Origin of the sequence: Arthrobacter cavernae (assembly GCF_017368795.1) — a bacterium.
Taxonomy (GTDB): domain Bacteria; phylum Actinomycetota; class Actinomycetes; order Actinomycetales; family Micrococcaceae; genus Arthrobacter; species Arthrobacter cavernae.
This window is the reverse complement of the sequence record NZ_JAFNLL010000024.1, coordinates 19,595-37,324: the sequence shown is the minus strand read 5'-3', so window position 1 is coordinate 37,324 and position 17,730 is coordinate 19,595. Positions and strand designations below refer to the sequence as shown.

Here is a 17,730-nt window from a genome sequence, read left to right as displayed (position 1 = left end):
TCTTATGTTGCGTTGGTTGACTGCCGGTGAATCCCATGGTCCGGCTCTGATCGGAATTATTGAAGGCGTCCCCGCCGGTGTGGAACTCACCAGCGGGCAGATCCGTGATGCCCTGGCGCGCCGCCGCCTCGGCTACGGCCGTGGTGCCCGGATGAAGTTCGAGCAGGACGAGGTCACGGTCATGGGCGGTGTCCGCCACGGGCTGACCCAGGGCGGCCCCGTTGCCATCCAGGTGGGCAACACCGAATGGCCCAAGTGGGAGCAGATCATGTCTGCCGACCCCGTGGAGCCCGAACTCCTCGCCGACCAGGCCCGCAACGCCCCCCTGACGCGTCCGCGCCCCGGCCACGCCGACTTCACCGGCATGCAGAAGTACGGCTTCGACGAAGCCCGTCCCGTCCTGGAGCGGGCCAGCGCCCGCGAAACCGCCACCCGCGTGGCACTGGGCACCGTCGCCTCGCAGTTCCTCAAGCAGCTCGGCATCGAACTCGTCAGCCACACGGTCTCCATCGCCAGCGTCGCGGTCCCCGAAGGCCGCCCTCTGCCGATTCCCTCGGACGTGCTGGCCCTCGACGCCGATCCCTTGCGCTGCCTTGACCGCGAAACCTCGGACGCCATGGTGGCCGAGGTGGACGCGGCCCACAAGGAAGGCGAAACCCTGGGCGGCGTCGTCGAGGTCCTTGCCTACGGCCTCCCGCCGGGTCTCGGCAGCTACGTGCACTGGGACCGCCGCTTGGACTCCCGCCTTGCCGCCGCCCTGATGGGCATCCAGGCCATCAAGGGCGTGGAGGTCGGTGACGGCTTCCTGACGGCCGCCCGCCGTGGTTCGGCTGCCCACGACGAGATCCTCAGGGACGAGACCGGCCGGATCATCCGCAAGACCAACCGCGCCGGCGGCATCGAAGGCGGCATGAGCATCGGCGAGGTCCTCCGGGTCCGCGCCGCCATGAAGCCCATCGCCACGGTGCCCCGCGCCCTGCGCACCATCGACGTCAGCACCGGCGAGGCCGCCAAGGCGCACCACCAGCGTTCGGACGTCTGTGCCGTCCCGGCTGCCGGCGTGGTGGCCGAAGCCATGGTGGCACTTGTCCTGGCCGAGGCCGTGGCCGAGAAGTTCGGCGGCGACTCCGTGGCCGAGACTTCCCGCAACCTGCAGAGCTACCTGGCCAGCATCCCGGCAGCCCTGGACTCGGTCGGCCACTAGTGGTCCGTGTTGCCCCGGCTGGCACTCCCGGCTGGCCTGTGGTGCTGGTGGGGCCCATGGCCGTCGGCAAATCGGCCATCGGCCAGCAGCTGTCCCAGCAGTTGGGCGTACCGTTCGTGGACACGGATGCCGTGATCGTGGAAGGCCACGGCAGCATCGCCGACATCTTCGCGGGACGCGGCGAGCATGCATTCCGCGAGATTGAGGCCCGCACCGTTGCCCGTGCCATTGAAACCGGCAAAAGCAACGGTTCCGTGATTTCCCTCGGCGGCGGGGCTGTCCTTGATTCGGGAACGCAGCAGCTCCTGGGGGAGTGCACTGTGGTGTACCTCGAATGCGATGCCTCAACCGTGGCCGAGCGCATCGCCCGAAACACCGGCCGGCCCCTGCTGGCCGGCGATGCCATGTCACGCTGGGAGGCACTGTTCGCGGCACGCCGTCCGGTGTACGAGCGCCTGGCAAACATCATTCTCGACGTCCGGTCCGGAACCGTGGCGGAAATTGGCCTCCACTTGGAGGAAAGGCTGCGCCAGCATGCGGCCTTGACGAAGGAAGTTGAAAAGTGAGCAACGAAGCAACCGTCATCAAGGTGACCGGCCAGTCCGCCAACGAGAACTACGACGTCGTGGTGGGCAATGGCCTGCTCGGCAGCCTTCCAGCCGCGCTGGGCGAGCGCGTACGCCGCGTGCTGGTCATTCACCCGCGCGCCCTGCGCCTGACCGGCGACACCGTCCGCGACGAGCTCGAAGCGGCCGGCTTCACGGCACTGACCGCCGAAATCCCGGATGCCGAGGAAGGCAAGCACATCCAGGTGGCGGCCTTCTGTTGGCAGGTCCTGGGGCAGAACGACTTCACCCGTTCCGATGCGATCGTGGCAGTGGGCGGCGGCGCCGTCACCGACCTCGCCGGCTTCGTTGCAGCAACATGGCTGCGTGGCGTCAAGGTCATCCACATGCCCACCAGCCTGCTCGGCATGGTGGACGCTTCCGTGGGCGGCAAGACCGGCATCAACACCGCGGAAGGCAAGAACCTCGTCGGTTCCTTCCACCCGCCCGCGGCCGTGCTCGCGGACCTGGACACGCTCCAGACCCTGCCGAAGAACGAACTGATTTCCGGCATGGCCGAAGTCATCAAGTGCGGCTTCATCGCCGACCCGGCCATCCTTGACCTGGTTGAACAGAACCCGGACGCCGTCACGGATCCGGGCTCCGCCGTCGTGCGTGAACTGATCGAGCGCGCCATTGCCGTCAAGGCAAAGGTGGTCTCTGAGGACCTCAAGGAATCCGGCCTGCGCGAGATCCTCAACTACGGCCACACCCTTGGCCACGCCATCGAACTCGTGGAGCGGTACTCCTGGCGCCACGGCGCGGCAGTGTCCGTCGGCATGATGTTCGCCGCCGAACTGTCCCGCAGCGTGGGGCGCCTTTCCGACGCCGACGCCGACCGGCACCGCACGATCCTCGAGGGCCTCGGGCTTCCCGTCACCTACCGGCGCGACCGCTGGCAGGGCCTGCTGGACGGCATGCGCCGCGACAAGAAGTCCCGCGGCGACCTGCTGCGCTTTGTGGTGCTCGACGGCGTCGCGAAGCCCGGAATCCTCGACGTTCCGGACACCTCGCTGCTCTTCGCCGCCTACCAGGAGATCGCATCATGACCGCTGTTTGCAACGAGTCCATCAGCGACTGGCCCACCGCCGGCTTCCCCGGTGTGCGGATGAACCCGGACACGCTGCTGCCGGTAGTGGTCGACGAAGACGTGCTGGAAGCAGCCCTGGCCGATTCCGTGGACCCGGCGGACCGCATCATGGCCCTGCTCCTGGAAGGCCAGGCAAAGGAAGCCGCCGAACTGTTGGCCGAGGCGCGCTACAAGGACCCCGAATCCTTCAGGCTCCGGATCTTCGAAGCCGAAGTGCACCGGGCCACCAACCGCTTCGACCGCGCCACGCAGCTGCTCCGGCACCTCATCAGCGAGGTGCAGGGAACACACCGCGAAGCGATCGTGCACCAGTACCTGGGCCGAGCCTACTTTGTCAGCGGCAACGCCGTGGCCGCGGCAGAGTCGTTTACCAAGGCCCTGGATCTTCGCGTGGCTTTCGCCGCCGACGCCTCCCTCATTTATTCGTCTGCGGTGGCCCTGCAGCGTGCGCGGAACGTGCTCGAACTCGCCTCCTGACAGGCCTCTTGAACGCCTCCTGAAGAGCCTTCGGCGGCCGCATCGCAGGCCACTGCCCATTTGCCGGTAGAATAGTTCTTGGATTTTTGATAAATACGCGCTGGCGGGCCGTTTGGCATGCTTGCTTGGCATAAACAGCTGGCAGCTAGAACCAGTGAGAGAAACCTGAGGATACGAGTGGCAACCACAAACGACATCAAGAATGGAACCGTCCTTAAGCTTGAGGGCCAGCTCTGGAACATCATCGAGTTCCAGCACGTGAAGCCTGGCAAGGGCGGCGCCTTCGTTCGCACCAAGATGCGCAACGTCATGTCCGGCAAGGTAGTCGACAAGACCTTCAACGCCGGCCTCAAGATCGAGACCGCCACGGTTGACCGCCGCGACTACCAGTACCTGTACCAGGATGGCGAAGACTTCGTCTTCATGGACACCCAGGATTACGACCAGATCCACGTTTCGGGTGCAACGGTCGGCGATGCCACCAACTTCATGCTCGAAAACCAGATGGTCAACATCGCCATCCACGAGGGCATCCCGCTCTACATCGAACTGCCGGCAAGCGTTGTCTTGGAAATCACCTACACGGAGCCGGGCCTGCAGGGTGACCGTTCCTCGGCCGGCACCAAGCCTGCCACCGTTGAAACCGGCTACGAGATCCAGGTTCCGCTGTTCGTTGAGCAGGGCACCAAGGTCAAGGTCGACACCCGCGACGGCAGTTACCTGGGCCGGGTCAACGACTAGTGAGTGCCCGCGGTAAGGCCCGTAGCCGGGCCCTTGAAGTTCTTTTCGAGGCGGAGCAGCGCTCCGTCTCGGCTTTCGATGCGCTCAGGGCGCGCCGGGAGAAGACGGATCTGGTGATCAACCCCTACACGGTGGAAATCGTTGAAGGTGTTGTGTCCAGGCAGGCCACCATCGACGAATTCCTCCAGACCTATGCCCAGGGCTGGACCTTGGACCGCATGCCGTCCGTTGACCGGATCATCCTGCGCATCGGCACCTGGGAACTTCTCTACAATGACGAGGTTCCGGACGGCGTGGCTGTCAGCGAAGCGGTGGCACTGGCCAAGACCATGTCCACGGACGAGTCGCCGGCCTTCATCAACGGCCTCCTTGGCCGTCTGCAGAAGCTCAAGCCGTCCCTGCTCGCGTAGGCATCGGTACAGCACAGGCGAAAACACGACGCTGATACCGCAAGAGGGCCCGTGGCCGCAGGAAACTGCAGCCACGGGCCCTCTTTGCGTTTCCGGGCGGGCGGGCGGGGCCGGGTGGCCGCCGCCCCGGAACTCAGGCCAGGACTTCAGGCCAGGACGGCAGCCCGCAATTGCGGGACGCCGGCCAGTTGGCCGAGCTCGTCCTGCTGGTGGACCGGCACGTCGCGCCCGCTCAGGATCCGCTGCCGGGTGCAGGCCAGGGCTGTGGCAGCCTTGATGAAGGCGCGCATCTGGGCGGCACGGCCGCTTGATGCGGCCCAGCGGATGGCGGCCTTGCGGCCCCGGGCCGTGGCCAGCATGTCCACCTCGGCGGGTGTGAACCAGCCCGCCCTGGCATACTCCAGCAGCCGCTGCCGGGTGAGCTTGCCCTCAGCGAGGCGCAGGAACACGATGCCCAGTGCAGCCATCAGGAAGATGGGAACCTGCACCACGAAGTACTCCACCAGGAAGTCCCCACCCATGCTGTTCCATCGGTTGTGCAGGAACATGGCGGGTAGCAGGCCGATGAAGAAGGCCAGCACCGAATAGCCGGGGTGCCACCGCCGCGCCGCAAACCCCATGATGAGCCCGGTGGTGCTCGTGAACAGCGCATGCGCGAACGGCGACATGACGCCGCGCAGGATGAAGATCCTGACAAGGTCCGTGCCGGGATCGCTGGATTCGGCAATTTCCCGGCCGAAATAGAGGATGTTCTCCGTGAACGCGAAACCGCCAGCAATCGTGAAGGCGAAGACCACGCCGTCCACGGGCCCGTCGAAGTACTTCCGGGCCCCCAGCAGCAGGAGCAGCAGACCCAGCGCTTTCGTGAATTCCTCAACGATCGGTGCTTGCACGGTGGCCATGAAGTATTGGAACTCGGCTTTGTCCGCGGTGGGTGCCGCCAGGACGAAGAGCGGCTGGATCAGCAGTGTTCCGGCGATGGAGACGGCCGCACCCCAGCTGAAGGCGAACCACAGCAGCCGTTTGGGCTCGGGTTCCCAGCGGTCAATGAGGAATACGGTCAGCAGTACGGCGGACAAGGGGACCAGTGAGGCGATGAATCCGATGACGAAGCCCGCCACGCCCGTGCTGCCCAGCAGGAACGGAACCACCAGCAGGAGGCTGAGGAATGCGAGCACGCCCCCGGTCACCAGCAGGGGCAGGGTGCTCGACGCCGGGAAGCGCCGCCGCGCGGCCTCCGGACCTGGCCAGACGGGCTGGGGGAGCGCTGCCGGGTTGCCGGGCGCCGGCTGGTAGTTCCGGGGGTCCACGCGGCCCATCCAGGTTGGATTCGCACCGGGCTCCAGGTAGGGGCGGGGGTAGGGCCGCGGACCACCGTGATGCCCGGGTTGGTTCATCGTCATGGCCACGAGCCTATGCGGGGCAACCCCCGGATCCAAGGCGGCGCGGCCCTGGCGCCGGGCCCGGGGAGCCGCCGGGGATGTGACCTTAAGCGCAGTGCCCAGGGCGGGCTTCCGGGCTTCCCCGGACGGCCATTGTGGTAGTTTTGTGGGGCAATGTCCTTTTTTAATTCCGTCCCGTGAGGCGGGGAAAGGGGAGACGAGCGATGACTGAAGTCACTTCAGCGCAGCTGCCGTCGCGGGTTGTCCTCAACCAGGCCGACATCGACCGTGCGCTGACTCGTATCGCCCATGAGATCCTCGAGTCCAACAAGGGCTCCCAGGACCTGGTCCTGCTGGGCATCCCGCGCCGCGGCTATCCGCTCGCCGTGCGCCTCGCCAACAAGATCGCCGCCGCAGACCCTTCGGTCGACGCTGCCGTGATCGTCGGCCAGCTCGATGTCACCATGTTCCGTGACGACCTCTCGCACCAGCCCACGCGGCCCCTGCACCGCACCCGGCTGCCGTTGTCCGGCATCGACAACAAGGTTGTTGTCCTGATTGACGACGTCCTGTACTCCGGGCGCACCATCCGTGCGGCCCTTGACGCCCTGGTGGACATCGGGCGCCCCCGGATCGTGCGCCTCGCCGTCCTGGTTGACCGCGGCCACCGCGAACTGCCCATCCGCGCAGACCACGTGGGCAAGAACCTGCCCACCTCCTCCTCGGAAAAGGTCCGCGTCCACCTTGAGGAGCTCGACTCCGTGGACGGCGTCCCCGTCAACGAAGTAGTCATCGAGGCCGGCGCATGAAACACCTGCTCTCCACCGAAGACCTCAGCGCCGTCGACGCCATCAGGATCCTCGACACCGCTGAGGAAATGTCCGCCGTCGGCGACCGCGAGGTCAAAAAGCTGCCCGCCCTGCGCGGCCGCACCGTGGTGAACCTCTTCTTCGAAGACTCCACCCGCACCCGCATCTCCTTCGAAGCCGCGGCCAAGCGCCTCTCCGCGGACGTCATCAACTTTGCTGCCAAGGGCTCCTCGGTCTCCAAGGGCGAGTCGCTCAAGGACACCGCCCAGACCCTCGCGGCCATGGGCGCCGACGCCGTCGTCATCCGGCACTGGGCCTCCGGTGCCCCGTACCGCCTGGCAGCCACGGACTGGATCGACGCCGCCGTCATCAACGCCGGCGACGGCACGCACGAACACCCTACCCAGGCCCTCCTGGACGCCTTCACCATGCGCCGCCACTGGTCGCAGCTCCACGGCACGGCGTCCACCGGCGTGGACCTGCGGGGCATGCGCGTGGCGATCGCCGGCGATGTCCTGCACTCCCGCGTGGCGCGCTCCAATGTCTGGCTGCTCCGCACCCTCGGTGCGGACGTCACACTCGTTGCCCCGCCCACGCTCCTGCCGGTCGGCGTCGAGCACTGGCCCTGCAAGGTCAGCTACAACCTGGACGAAACCCTCGCCGCGGGCGTGGACGCGATGATGATGCTGCGGGTCCAGGGGGAGCGCATGAACGCCTCCTTCTTCCCGTCCACCCGCGAATACTCGCGCCGCTGGGGCTTCGATGACGCCCGCCTGCGGGCCCTGGATGACCTTGGCCTCAAGGACACCATCATCATGCACCCCGGCCCCATGAACCGCGGGCTCGAGATTTCCTCGGCCGCCGCGGACTCGCCCCGGTCCACCGTCCTGGCGCAGGTGCGCAACGGTGTGTCGGTCCGCATGGCCGCCCTGTACCTGCTGCTCTCCGGGGACTCCCGCGAAGCAGCCACCACCAATGCTGCAAACCAGCCCAGCAAGGAGAGCCACTGATGGCAGAGAACACTTACCTGATCCGTGGAGCAGCCATTCTTGGCGGTGCCGCCGAGGACCTGCTGATCAGTGCCGGAGTCATCGTCGAACGCGGCACCGGAGCAGCCACCCACAGCGCCGCCGCAGGCGCCACCGTGATCGAGGCCGCCGGCCTGGTGGCCCTGCCCGGCATGGTGGACGTGCACACCCACCTGCGCGAACCCGGCCGCGAAGACGCCGAAACCGTAGAGACCGGTACCCGCGCCGCAGCACTGGGCGGCTTCACCGCAGTCCACGCCATGGCCAACAGCAACCCTGTCGCGGACACCGCCGGCGTGGTGGAGCAGGTCCACAGCCTGGGCCGCGCCGCCGGCTGGGTGGACGTCCGTCCCGTCGGTGCCGTCACCGTGGGGCTGGCCGGCGAGCAGCTCGCAGAGCTCGGCGCCATGGCCGACTCCCGCGCCCAGGTGCGCATGTTCTCCGACGACGGGATCTGCGTCCACGACCCCGTGCTGATGCGCCGCGCCCTGGAGTACGTCAAGGCGTTCGACGGCGTCGTAGCCCAGCACGCGCAGGAACCCCGCCTCACCGCCGGGGCCCAGATGAACGAAGGCGCCGTCTCCGCTGTGCTCGGCCTCGCCGGCTGGCCGGCCGTCGCTGAGGAAAGCATCATCGCCCGCGACGTCCTGCTCGCCCAGCATGTCGACTCGCGCCTGCACGTCTGCCACGTGTCCACCGCCGGATCGGTCGAGATCATCCGCTGGGCCAAGGCGCGGGGCATCAACGTCACCGCCGAGGTCACCCCGCACCACCTGCTGCTCACCGACGACCTCGTCCGCAGCTACGACCCCGTCTACAAGGTCAACCCGCCGCTGCGCACCGACGCCGATGTCCAGGCCCTGCGCGCCGGCCTCGCCGACGGCACCATCGACGTCGTGGGCACCGACCACGCCCCGCACCCGAGCGAGCACAAGGAATGTGAGTGGGCGCAGGCCGCCATGGGCATGACGGGGCTGGAGACCGCGCTGTCCGTGGTCCAGGCAACCATGATCGAAACCGGACTCATGGGCTGGGACGACTTCGCCCGGGTCACCTCCATCGCCCCGGCCGTCATCGGCCGGGTGGCAGACCAGGGCCGCCCGCTTGAGGCCGGCGAGCCCGCCAACCTCATCCTCGTGGACCCGGCTGCCCGTTGGACCGTGGATCCCCATAAGATGGCGACCATGGGCCGAAATTCACCGTTCAAGGGCAAGGAGTTGCCCGGCGCCGTCGTGGCCACCTTCTTCAGGGGCCACCCCACCGTCCTGGACGGCAAGCTCAACGCCCCCTACCGCTACCCGGCATACCAGGAAACAACCGGTGCCGCCGGGGCAGTCAGCGGGAACTGATGGACAAAATCCTCCCCGGCCTGCTCGTCCTGTCGGTCATCGTCATCGCCTTCGCGCTCGTCGCGGCGGGGTGGCGGAACCGGCTCAGGCGGCAGTCCGACGTCGAACGCCTCCCGGAGGTGCCGGCACAACTGAGCCCGGCCGCCGTCGTCGTGGACGGCCAGTACGTGGCCACCACCACGGCGGGCGACTGGCTTGACCGGATCGCCGTGCAGGGACTCGGGATCCGCAGCAATGCGGAGGTGAGCATCCACGCCGAGGGCGTGCTGTTCGACCGCCCGCGTGCCGCGCCGGTGTTCATCCCGCGTGCAGCCCTCGAGGGCAGCCGCGAGGACAACGGCATGGCCGGCAAGTTCGTCGAGAAGGATGGGCTGGTGGTCATCAGCTGGAAGCTGGGCGGCCGCGGGCTGGACACCGGCTTCCGGGCCCGGCACGCCGCCGACAAACAGCCCCTCCTCGACGCCCTCCAAGAATTGATCTCCGCAGCCCCTCAGGCAGATGCCGATAGTGGAAAGTAACAAAGTGACGGATAGTAACGCAGTGACCACACCCACCTCCACAGCAGCCGTTCTGGTTCTGGAAGACGGCCGCATGTTCCGCGGACGCAGCTACGGTGCGCAGGGCACCGCCCTCGGTGAGGCGGTCTTCGCCACCGGCATGACCGGCTACCAGGAGACCATCACCGACCCCTCCTACGCCCGCCAGCTCGTGGTGCAGACCGCACCGCACATCGGCAACACCGGCGTCAACAGCGAAGACGCTGAATCCCGCCGCATCTGGGTTGCCGGCTACATCGTGCGCGACGCCGCCCGCCGCCCCTCCAACTGGCGCTCCGAATGCAGCCTCGACGAGGAACTCGTCGAGCAGGGCATCGTGGGCATCCAGGGCGTCGACACCCGTGCCATCACCCGCCACCTGCGCGAGCACAAGACCATGCGCGCCGGCATCTTCTCCGGCGACGCCGCCACCGCCACGGACAAGGAACTACTGGACATCGTCCTGGCCAGCGCCCCCATGGAAGGCGCCAGACTTGCCGAGGAAGTCAGCGTGGACGAGGCCTACATCGTTGAGCCGAAGGACCACGGTTGGGACGGTGAGCCCGCGTTCACTATCGCCGCCATCGACCTCGGCATCAAGGCCATGACGCCCATCCGCTTCGCCGAACGCGGCGTCCGCGTCCACGTCCTGCCGGCCACCGCCACCCTGGACGAGGTCAAGGCAGTGAACCCGGATGGCTTCTTCATGTCCAATGGACCCGGCGACCCCGCCACGGCCGACCGCCAGGTCTCGCTGCTCCGCTCGGTGCTGGACGAGAAGCTGCCGTATTTCGGCATCTGCTTCGGGAACCAGATCCTGGGCCGTGCCTTGGGCTACGGCACCTACAAGCTGCGCTACGGCCACCGCGGCATCAACCAGCCGGTCATGGACCGCCGCACGGGCAAGGTGGAGATCACCTCCCAGAACCACGGCTTTGCCGTGGACGCCCCGATGAACGGCGCCACCGTGGCCCCCGAGGAGCGGTACGGCCGCGTCGAGGTCAGCCACGTCAGCCTGAACGACGACGTCGTTGAGGGCCTCGCCTGCCTCGACATCCCCGCCTTCTCGGTCCAGTACCACCCCGAGGCCGCGGCCGGCCCGCACGATGCCGCGTACCTTTTCGACCGCTTCATCGCGCTCATGGCCGAGACGAAGTCCGGCGCCGCAAACACCACCGAAACCAAGACTGAGGACACGAAGTAATGCCCAAGCGTACAGATCTCAAGAGCGTCCTTGTCATCGGTTCCGGCCCGATCGTCATCGGCCAGGCAGCCGAGTTCGACTACTCCGGCACCCAGGCGCTGCGCGTCCTCAAGGAGGAGGGCCTGCGCGTCATCCTCGTGAACTCCAACCCGGCCACCATCATGACCGACCCCGAGTTCGCCGACGCCACCTACGTCGAGCCGATCACCCCCGAGGTCGTCGAAAAGATCATCGCCAAGGAACGCCCGGACGCACTCCTGCCGACCCTGGGCGGCCAGACGGCCCTCAACACGGCCATCGCCCTGGACAAGAACGGTGTGCTGGAGAAGTACAACGTGGAGCTCATCGGCGCCAACATCGCCGCCATCGAACTCGGCGAAGACCGCGAGAAGTTCAAGGGCGTCGTGGAACGCTGCGGTGCAGAGTCGGCCCGCAGCCACATCATCCACACCATGGACGAGGCCCTCAAGGCCGCTGAGGACCTTGGCTACCCGATGGTGGTCCGCCCTTCCTTCACCATGGGCGGCCTGGGCTCCGGCCTGGCGTACAACGAAGAGGACCTGCGCCGCATCGTCGGCCAGGGCCTGCAGTACAGCCCGACCTCCGAGGTCCTGCTCGAAGAGAGCATCCTCGGCTGGAAGGAATACGAGCTCGAGATGATGCGCGACAAGAACGACAACGTCGTTGTGGTCTGCTCCATCGAAAACTTCGACCCCGTAGGCGTCCACACCGGCGACTCCATCACCGTTGCCCCGGCGCTGACCCTGACGGACCGCGAATACCAGCGCCTGCGCGACATCTCCATCGCCGTCATCCGCGAGGTGGGTGTGGACACCGGCGGCTGCAACATCCAGTTCGCCATCGAACCGGACACCGGCCGCGTCGTCGTCATCGAGATGAACCCGCGTGTTTCGCGCTCCTCGGCCCTGGCATCGAAGGCCACCGGCTTCGCCATCGCCAAGATCGCCACCAAGCTCTCCTTGGGCTACACCCTGGACGAGATCCCCAACGACATCACCCAGAAGACGCCGGCCTCCTTCGAGCCGACGCTCGACTACGTCGTGGTCAAGGTTCCGCGCTTCGCCTTCGAGAAGTTCCCGGCTGCGGACCCCACGCTGACCACCACCATGAAGTCCGTGGGCGAAGCCATGGCCATGGGCCGCAACTTCACCGAAGCGCTGCAGAAGGCCCTCCGCTCCCTGGAACAGAAGGGCTCCCAGTTCGACTTCAGCCCGGTACCGGAATACGACGTCGCCGAGCTCATCGAGAAGGCCAAGCGGCCCACCACCGAGCGCCTCTACCAGGTGCAGCGGGCCCTGCTGGGCGGCGCCACCGCCGAGGAGCTCTACGCCGCCACCAAGATCGACCCGTGGTTCCTTGACCAGCTGCAGCTGCTCAACGAAACCGCCCAGGAGATCCGCGGATCCAAGACCCTGACGCAGGACATGCTGAAGAACGCCAAGCGCCACGGCTTCTCGGACGAGCAGATCGGTGCCCTGACGCACAACTCCGAGGCCGTGGTCCGCGGAGTCCGCCAGGCCCTGGGGATCCGTCCCGTCTACAAGACAGTGGACACCTGCGCCGCCGAATTCGCCGCGTACACGCCGTACCACTACTCCTCCTATGACGAGGAGGACGAGGTGGCGCTGCACGCCAAGCCGTCCATCCTGATCCTCGGCTCCGGCCCCAACCGCATCGGCCAGGGCATCGAGTTCGACTACTCCTGCGTCCACGCCTCCATGGCGCTGCGCAAGGCCGGCTACGAGACCGTCATGGTCAACTGCAACCCGGAAACCGTCTCCACGGACTACGACGTCTCCACGCGCCTGTACTTCGAACCGCTGACCCTTGAGGACGTCCTCGAGGTCATCGCGGCCGAAGAACGCACCGGCGGCGTCATGGGCGTCTTCGTGCAGCTCGGCGGCCAGACCCCGCTCAAGCTCGCCCAGCAGCTGGCCGACGCCGGCGTGCCGATCCTGGGCACCTCGCCCGAGGCCATCGACCTCGCCGAGCACCGCGGCGAATTCTCCCGCGTGCTGGACAACGCCGGGTTGATCGCCCCGAAGAACGGCACCGCCGTCTCCTTCGAGGACGCCAAGAAGATCGCCGACGAAATCGGCTACCCCGTCCTGGTCCGCCCGTCCTACGTGCTCGGCGGCCGCGGCATGGAAATCGTCTACGACGAGGCCAACCTGTCCCGCTACATCGCCAACGCCACGGAGATCACTCCGGACCACCCGGTGCTGATCGACCGTTTCCTGGAGGACGCCGTCGAAATCGACGTCGATGCGCTCTTCGACGGCACGGACATGTACCTCGGCGGCATCATGGAACACATCGAGGAAGCCGGCATCCACTCCGGCGACTCCGCTTGTGTCCTGCCCCCGATCACGCTGGGCAACAACGTGATCGAACGTGTCCGCACGGCAACCCGCGCCATCGCCGAGGGCGTGGGCGTCCGCGGCCTCATCAACATCCAGTTCGCGCTGGCCTCCGATGTGCTCTACGTTCTGGAAGCCAACCCGCGCGCCTCCCGCACCGTGCCGTTTGTCTCCAAGGCCACCGGTGTCCAGATGGCGAAGGCCGCGGCCCTCATCGGCACCGGCGTGACCATCCACCAGCTCCGCACCGCCTACAAGATGCTGCCGGAAACGGGCGACGGTTCCACCCTGCCGCTGGACGCCCCGGTCTCCGTCAAGGAAGCCGTGCTGCCGTTCAGCCGCTTCCGCACCCCGGAAGGCAAGGTCGTGGACTCCCTGCTCGGCCCGGAAATGCGCTCCACCGGTGAAGTCATGGGCATCGACAAGCACTTCGATACCGCCTTCGCCAAGAGCCAGGCCGCCGCGAACAACGCCCTGCCCACGGAAGGCAAGATCTTCGTCTCCGTGGCCAACCGTGACAAGCGTGCGGTCATCATGGCCGTCAAGCGCCTCTCGGACCTCGGCTTCGAGATCGTCTCCACCGGCGGCACCGCCGAGGTCCTGCGCCGCAACGGCATCCAGGCCAGCACGGTCCGCAAGGTGGCAGAGGGCAGCAGCGCCGAGGGCGAAGGCACCATCGCCGACCTCGTCATTGCCGGCGAGATCGACATGGTCTTCAACACCCCCTCCGGTGGCGAGGCCCGCAGTGACGGCTACGCCCTGCGCGCCGCAGCCACGTCCATCGGCATCCCCTGCATCACCACGGTGGCCGAGTTCAACGCGGCTGTACAGGCCATCGAGGCCATGCGCACCTACGAATGGTCCGTCACCAGCCTGCAGGAGCACGCGGCCAACCTGGCGGCCTCGCAGAGTGCAGTCTCACAGAATGCAGCCGCGCAGAATGCCTGAGGGCGCAGCTGCCCAGCGGCCGGCCCGGGAGGCGTTCGGCTCCCGGCTGGCCGCGGCCATGGCCGCAAGGGGTCCCTTGTGTGTGGGCATTGACCCGCACCCGGGCCTCCTGGCGGACTGGGGACTGAACGACGACGTCGCCGCGCTGGAGCGCTTTTCGCTCACGGTCGTGGAGGCTGTGGCTTCGCTCGCTGCCGCGGTGAAGCCGCAGGTGGCCCTCTACGAACGGCATGGCTCCGCCGGCATGGCCGTGCTCGAGCGCACCCTGGCGGCGGCTGCCGACGCCGGTGTGCTGAGCATCGCCGACGCCAAGCGCGGCGACATCGGCTCCACCATGGCGGCCTATGCCGACGCGTGGCTGCGCGATGGTTCGGCCTTGGCCGCGGACTCGGTCACGCTGAGCCCGTACCTGGGCTTTGAGTCCCTGCGCCCTGCCCTGGACCTCGCCGCTGAATATGGCCGTGGAGTCTTTGTGCTGGCGCTGACGTCCAACCCGGAGGGCAAGTCTGTGCAGCATGTTGGCGGCGCGGATTCCGTGGCCCGCCGGATCGCGGCAGCGGCCGCCGTGGAGAACCAGCGGTACGCCGGCAGCCTGGGCTCGGTGGGGCTCGTGGTCGGTGCGACCATCGGCAGCGCGCTGCAGGATCTCGACGTCGATCTCGGCGCCGTCCGCGGTCCGCTCCTGGCCCCGGGGCTTGGTGCCCAGGGCGCCACGCCGGCGGATCTGCGGGCGACCTTCGGGAACGCCTACCCATCAGTGCTGGCCACGTCCAGCCGCGGCATCCTGGCTGCCGGGCCGTCCTTGGCCGGTCTCCGTGCGGCGACGCAGGAAACGCTGGACGGATTGCTCGCAGCCTGACACCTCCTGCAACGCGGGGTCGCTTACGGCCCATCCGGGGCGCCCACATGGGCCGTAGGTGACCCGGCGTTGATTCATCCCGGGCCATTTTCATTGCGCTGCATGTGGCTAGGCGGTAGCTTCGGGAGCAGTCCATATTGCCGGGCCCGGCGTCCGACCGGAGGGGGAAGTGTTCCGTGAGTCTGAAGGCATTGACACCGCAGGAGCGTTCCGACGCCCTGGAGAAGGCCGCCAAGGCCCGGGCCGCCCGTGCGGCGGCCAAGGAACGCCTCAAGCGCGGGGAACTGAGTGTCGCCGAGCTGATCCGGAGCGGCGCCAGCGACGAAGCTATTGCCCGCATGCGCATCATCGAGCTTCTGGAAGCCCTTCCGGGCATCGGCCCGGTCCGGGCGGCCGCCATCATGGCCGACATCGGAATCGCCGCCTCGCGCCGCGTCAGGGGCTTGGGAATCCACCAGGCCCGGGCGCTGGTAGATTTTATGGATACCCAGTAAAGCGTTTGACGCATCTCCCCGAAGGATTTTGTGAGCAAGAAACCGGGACTGACAGTCCTCGCAGGCCCCACTGCCGTTGGCAAGGGAACCGTATCCACGTACATCCGTGACACCTACCCCGAGGTCTGGCTGTCCGTTTCGGCGACCACCCGTGCGGCGCGCCCGGGCGAACAGGACGGTGTCCACTACTTCTTCAAGTCGGCCGAAGAGTTCGATTCCCTCGTGGCCGATGGCCAGATGCTCGAATGGGCAGTTGTCCACGGCAGGAACCGCTACGGCACGCTGCGCAGCAGCGTGGACGCAGCCATCGCCGAGGGCAAGTCCGTGCTGCTGGAGATCGACCTGCAGGGCGCGCGCCAGGTCAAGGCTGCCGTCCCGGACGCCACGTTTGTGTTCCTGGCACCGCCCACGTGGGAGGAAATGGTCCGCAGGCTCGTTGGACGCGGCACGGAAACTCCCGAAGAACAGCAGCGCAGGCTGGAAACCGCTAAACTGGAACTTGCCGCTGAACCGGAGTTTGACCACACCGTCATCAATGACGACGTACGCCGGGCAGCGGACGAGCTTGTTTCACTCATGGGTCTTACCCCGCACGGGCGCTAAAGCGCCTGCACTTGTCGGACCGCTAGAATTTGGAGATTTCGTGTCCACGAACCTTGAAGGCATCATCAACCCGCCGATCGATTCGCTGCTTGAGGCTGCCGATTCCAAGTACGGTCTGGTGATTTTCGGCGCCAAGCGTGCGCGCCAGATCAACGCGTACTACGCCCAGTTGCACGAGGGCCTGTTCGAATACGTCGGCCCGCTGGTCGACACCAAGCTGAACGAAAAGTCGCTCTCCATCGCCCTGCGCGAGATCAACGAGGGCATGCTGGTTTCCACCCCGATCGAACCCGCAGAATAAGCAGACTGCCTGCTGACGGAGGTCACGTGCGCATAGTCCTCGGAGTCGGGGGAGGGATCGCAGCCTACAAGGTTGCATCGCTCCTCCGGCTTTTTACTGAAGCCGGCCACAAGGTGACGGTCATCCCCACGGAGGCGGCCACCCGTTTCGTCGGTGTCGCCACCTGGGAAGCCCTCTCCGGAAACCCCGTCAGCAACAGCGTCTTTGACGACGTCGAGAAGGTCAACCATGTCCGTCTGGGGCATGAGGCCGATCTCATTGTCGTGGCTCCGGCGACGGCGGACCTGCTGGCGAAGGCGGCCACCGGCCAAGCCGGGGACCTGCTCACCAATACCTTGCTCATGGCGCACGGGCCGGTGCTCTTTGCGCCGGCCATGCACACCGAGATGTGGCAGCACCCCGCCACCCAGGCCAATGTCGAGACCCTGCGGAGCCGCGGCGTCACGGTGCTGGAACCCGCCGTCGGCCGCCTGACGGGCACCGATTCCGGTCCTGGCCGCCTGCCCGAACCGGAGGCGATCTTCGCGGCGGCGTTGGCCCTGGCCGGCCCGGCTGTGGGCCCCCGTGCTGTGGACTCCCGGCCTGTGGAGCCGCCCGCAGGAGCCGGGCCGCTGGCCGGCTGCACGGTAACGATTTCCGCAGGCGGAACACGCGAGGCCCTGGATCCCGTACGTTTCCTGGGCAACCGCTCCTCCGGCAAGCAGGGCGCCGCGCTGGCCGCTGCCGCCCTTGCAGCCGGTGCGCATGTCAGGTTCCTGGCTGCACACATGGACGTCCAGCCGCCTGCCGGCGTCGAACTTGTCCGCGTTGAGTCCGCCCTGGAACTGCGGGAGGCGGCACTGCAGGCTGCGGCGGGCTCCGACGTCGTGATCATGGCTGCCGCCGTGGCGGACTTCCGCCCGGCGGAAGTCTCGCACACGAAGATCAAGAAGTCCGACGGCGAGGACGCACCTGTGGTGCGCCTGGTCCGGAACCCGGACATCCTGCACGAGCTGGTGGAACGCCGGAACGCCGACAGCGGCAAGCAGCTGATCGTCGGCTTCGCCGCCGAGACCGGCGATGAGCACGGCAATGTCCTCGAACACGCCGCGGCCAAGCTCAAGCGCAAGGGCTGCGACCTTCTCGTGGTGAACCACGTCGGCGTCGGCCGCGTGTTCGGCCAGGACGAGAACTCGGTGGTCATACTCTCCGGCCACGGTGTGGAACCGCAGTCGGCGTCGGGCTCCAAATCCGATGTTGCCGCGGCGGTCATTGACCGCATCGGCGACGAATTGAGTCGTGTCTTCCCGGCGCCGTAGGCCCGGATGCA

General features: G+C 67.1%; 18 protein-coding genes. 17 read left to right on the top strand and 1 reads right to left on the bottom strand.

From position 1 onward, the window contains the following. Positions 1-4: 4 nt before the first annotated feature. The 6 genes from aroC (at position 5) to nusB (ending at position 4,527) form a co-directional block, all read left to right on the top strand. Positions 5-1,204 (top strand): chorismate synthase, encoded by a 1,200-nt coding sequence (aroC, locus tag J1902_RS10735; RefSeq protein WP_207616250.1) that lies wholly within the window; start codon positions 5-7, stop codon positions 1,202-1,204. Beyond that, on the top strand, positions 1,204-1,770 hold the full coding sequence (locus J1902_RS10730) for a shikimate kinase (RefSeq protein WP_372434462.1): 567 nt from the start codon (positions 1,204-1,206) through the stop codon (positions 1,768-1,770). Before aroC ends, J1902_RS10730 begins: the two co-directional genes overlap by 1 nt. After that, positions 1,767-2,858, top strand: coding sequence for a 3-dehydroquinate synthase (aroB, locus tag J1902_RS10725; protein WP_207616248.1), 1,092 nt, complete (start codon positions 1,767-1,769; stop codon positions 2,856-2,858). Before J1902_RS10730 ends, aroB begins: the two co-directional genes overlap by 4 nt. Then, positions 2,855-3,376, top strand: a complete 522-nt coding sequence (locus tag J1902_RS10720; RefSeq protein ID WP_207616247.1) for a tetratricopeptide repeat protein — start codon at positions 2,855-2,857, stop codon at positions 3,374-3,376. Before aroB ends, J1902_RS10720 begins: the two co-directional genes overlap by 4 nt. A 177-nt stretch (positions 3,377-3,553) precedes the next feature. Further along, entirely contained in the window at positions 3,554-4,117 is a 564-nt protein-coding gene (gene efp / locus J1902_RS10715; protein ID WP_207616246.1) for an elongation factor P, read from the top strand. Further along, positions 4,117-4,527: a transcription antitermination factor NusB gene (gene nusB / locus J1902_RS10710; RefSeq protein WP_207616245.1), complete on the top strand. Its 411-nt coding sequence runs from the start codon at positions 4,117-4,119 to the stop codon at positions 4,525-4,527. The genes efp and nusB overlap by 1 nt, the downstream gene beginning before the upstream one ends. A 146-nt stretch (positions 4,528-4,673) precedes the next feature. Here nusB and J1902_RS10705 read toward each other — a convergent pair whose 3' ends face one another. After that, positions 4,674-5,930, bottom strand: a complete 1,257-nt coding sequence (locus J1902_RS10705) for a PrsW family intramembrane metalloprotease (protein WP_207616244.1) — start codon at positions 5,928-5,930, stop codon at positions 4,674-4,676. Positions 5,931-6,133: 203 nt separating this feature from the next. Between J1902_RS10705 and pyrR the strand changes: the two genes are divergently transcribed. The 11 genes from pyrR (at position 6,134) to coaBC (ending at position 17,719) form a co-directional block, all read left to right on the top strand. Continuing rightward, the gene (gene pyrR / locus J1902_RS10700; protein ID WP_207616243.1) at positions 6,134-6,718 is read left to right on the top strand and encodes a bifunctional pyr operon transcriptional regulator/uracil phosphoribosyltransferase PyrR; all 585 of its coding nucleotides are present in this window, start codon (positions 6,134-6,136) and stop codon (positions 6,716-6,718) included. Next, positions 6,715-7,728, top strand: coding sequence for an aspartate carbamoyltransferase catalytic subunit (locus J1902_RS10695; RefSeq protein WP_207616242.1), 1,014 nt, complete (start codon positions 6,715-6,717; stop codon positions 7,726-7,728). The genes pyrR and J1902_RS10695 overlap by 4 nt, the downstream gene beginning before the upstream one ends. Further along, on the top strand, positions 7,728-9,095 hold the full coding sequence (locus J1902_RS10690; RefSeq protein WP_207616241.1) for a dihydroorotase: 1,368 nt from the start codon (positions 7,728-7,730) through the stop codon (positions 9,093-9,095). The genes J1902_RS10695 and J1902_RS10690 overlap by 1 nt, the downstream gene beginning before the upstream one ends. Next, positions 9,095-9,613 carry a PH-like domain-containing protein gene (locus J1902_RS10685; RefSeq protein WP_207616240.1) on the top strand — a complete coding sequence of 173 codons (519 nt, stop codon included), beginning with the start codon at positions 9,095-9,097 and terminating at the stop codon, positions 9,611-9,613. Before J1902_RS10690 ends, J1902_RS10685 begins: the two co-directional genes overlap by 1 nt. After that, positions 9,594-10,835: a glutamine-hydrolyzing carbamoyl-phosphate synthase small subunit gene (gene carA, locus J1902_RS10680; protein WP_207616239.1), complete on the top strand. Its 1,242-nt coding sequence runs from the start codon at positions 9,594-9,596 to the stop codon at positions 10,833-10,835. Before J1902_RS10685 ends, carA begins: the two co-directional genes overlap by 20 nt. Further along, the gene (carB, locus tag J1902_RS10675; RefSeq protein WP_207616238.1) at positions 10,835-14,164 is read left to right on the top strand and encodes a carbamoyl-phosphate synthase large subunit; all 3,330 of its coding nucleotides are present in this window, start codon (positions 10,835-10,837) and stop codon (positions 14,162-14,164) included. The genes carA and carB overlap by 1 nt, the downstream gene beginning before the upstream one ends. Continuing rightward, complete coding sequence (gene pyrF / locus J1902_RS10670; RefSeq protein WP_207616237.1) at positions 14,157-15,023, top strand: orotidine-5'-phosphate decarboxylase; 867 nt, start codon at positions 14,157-14,159, stop codon at positions 15,021-15,023. The genes carB and pyrF overlap by 8 nt, the downstream gene beginning before the upstream one ends. A gap of 176 nt (positions 15,024-15,199) precedes the next feature. Beyond that, positions 15,200-15,517 (top strand): integration host factor, actinobacterial type, encoded by a 318-nt coding sequence (mihF, locus tag J1902_RS10665; protein ID WP_207616236.1) that lies wholly within the window; start codon positions 15,200-15,202, stop codon positions 15,515-15,517. Between the two features lie 30 nt (positions 15,518-15,547). Continuing rightward, the gene (gene gmk / locus J1902_RS10660) at positions 15,548-16,120 is read left to right on the top strand and encodes a guanylate kinase (protein WP_207616235.1); all 573 of its coding nucleotides are present in this window, start codon (positions 15,548-15,550) and stop codon (positions 16,118-16,120) included. A 40-nt stretch (positions 16,121-16,160) separates the two neighbouring features. Further along, on the top strand, positions 16,161-16,421 hold the full coding sequence (gene rpoZ / locus J1902_RS10655; RefSeq protein ID WP_207616234.1) for a DNA-directed RNA polymerase subunit omega: 261 nt from the start codon (positions 16,161-16,163) through the stop codon (positions 16,419-16,421). 26 nt (positions 16,422-16,447) lie between these two features. Beyond that, complete coding sequence (gene coaBC, locus J1902_RS10650) at positions 16,448-17,719, top strand: bifunctional phosphopantothenoylcysteine decarboxylase/phosphopantothenate--cysteine ligase CoaBC (protein WP_207616233.1); 1,272 nt, start codon at positions 16,448-16,450, stop codon at positions 17,717-17,719. Positions 17,720-17,730: the final 11 nt, after the last annotated feature.

Coding starts and splice junctions, on each gene's coding strand:
- aroC (WP_207616250.1), top strand. CDS start 5: ATGTTGCGTTGGTTGACTGCCGGTGAATCCCATGGTCCGGCTCTGATC.
- J1902_RS10720 (WP_207616247.1), top strand. CDS start 2,855: ATGACCGCTGTTTGCAACGAGTCCATCAGCGACTGGCCCACCGCCGGC.
- J1902_RS10705 (WP_207616244.1), bottom strand. CDS start 5,930: ATGACGATGAACCAACCCGGGCATCACGGTGGTCCGCGGCCCTACCCC.
- pyrR (WP_207616243.1), top strand. CDS start 6,134: ATGACTGAAGTCACTTCAGCGCAGCTGCCGTCGCGGGTTGTCCTCAAC.
- J1902_RS10695 (WP_207616242.1), top strand. CDS start 6,715: ATGAAACACCTGCTCTCCACCGAAGACCTCAGCGCCGTCGACGCCATC.
- J1902_RS10690 (WP_207616241.1), top strand. CDS start 7,728: ATGGCAGAGAACACTTACCTGATCCGTGGAGCAGCCATTCTTGGCGGT.
- J1902_RS10685 (WP_207616240.1), top strand. CDS start 9,095: ATGGACAAAATCCTCCCCGGCCTGCTCGTCCTGTCGGTCATCGTCATC.
- carA (WP_207616239.1), top strand. CDS start 9,594: ATGCCGATAGTGGAAAGTAACAAAGTGACGGATAGTAACGCAGTGACC.
- carB (WP_207616238.1), top strand. CDS start 10,835: ATGCCCAAGCGTACAGATCTCAAGAGCGTCCTTGTCATCGGTTCCGGC.
- pyrF (WP_207616237.1), top strand. CDS start 14,157: ATGCCTGAGGGCGCAGCTGCCCAGCGGCCGGCCCGGGAGGCGTTCGGC.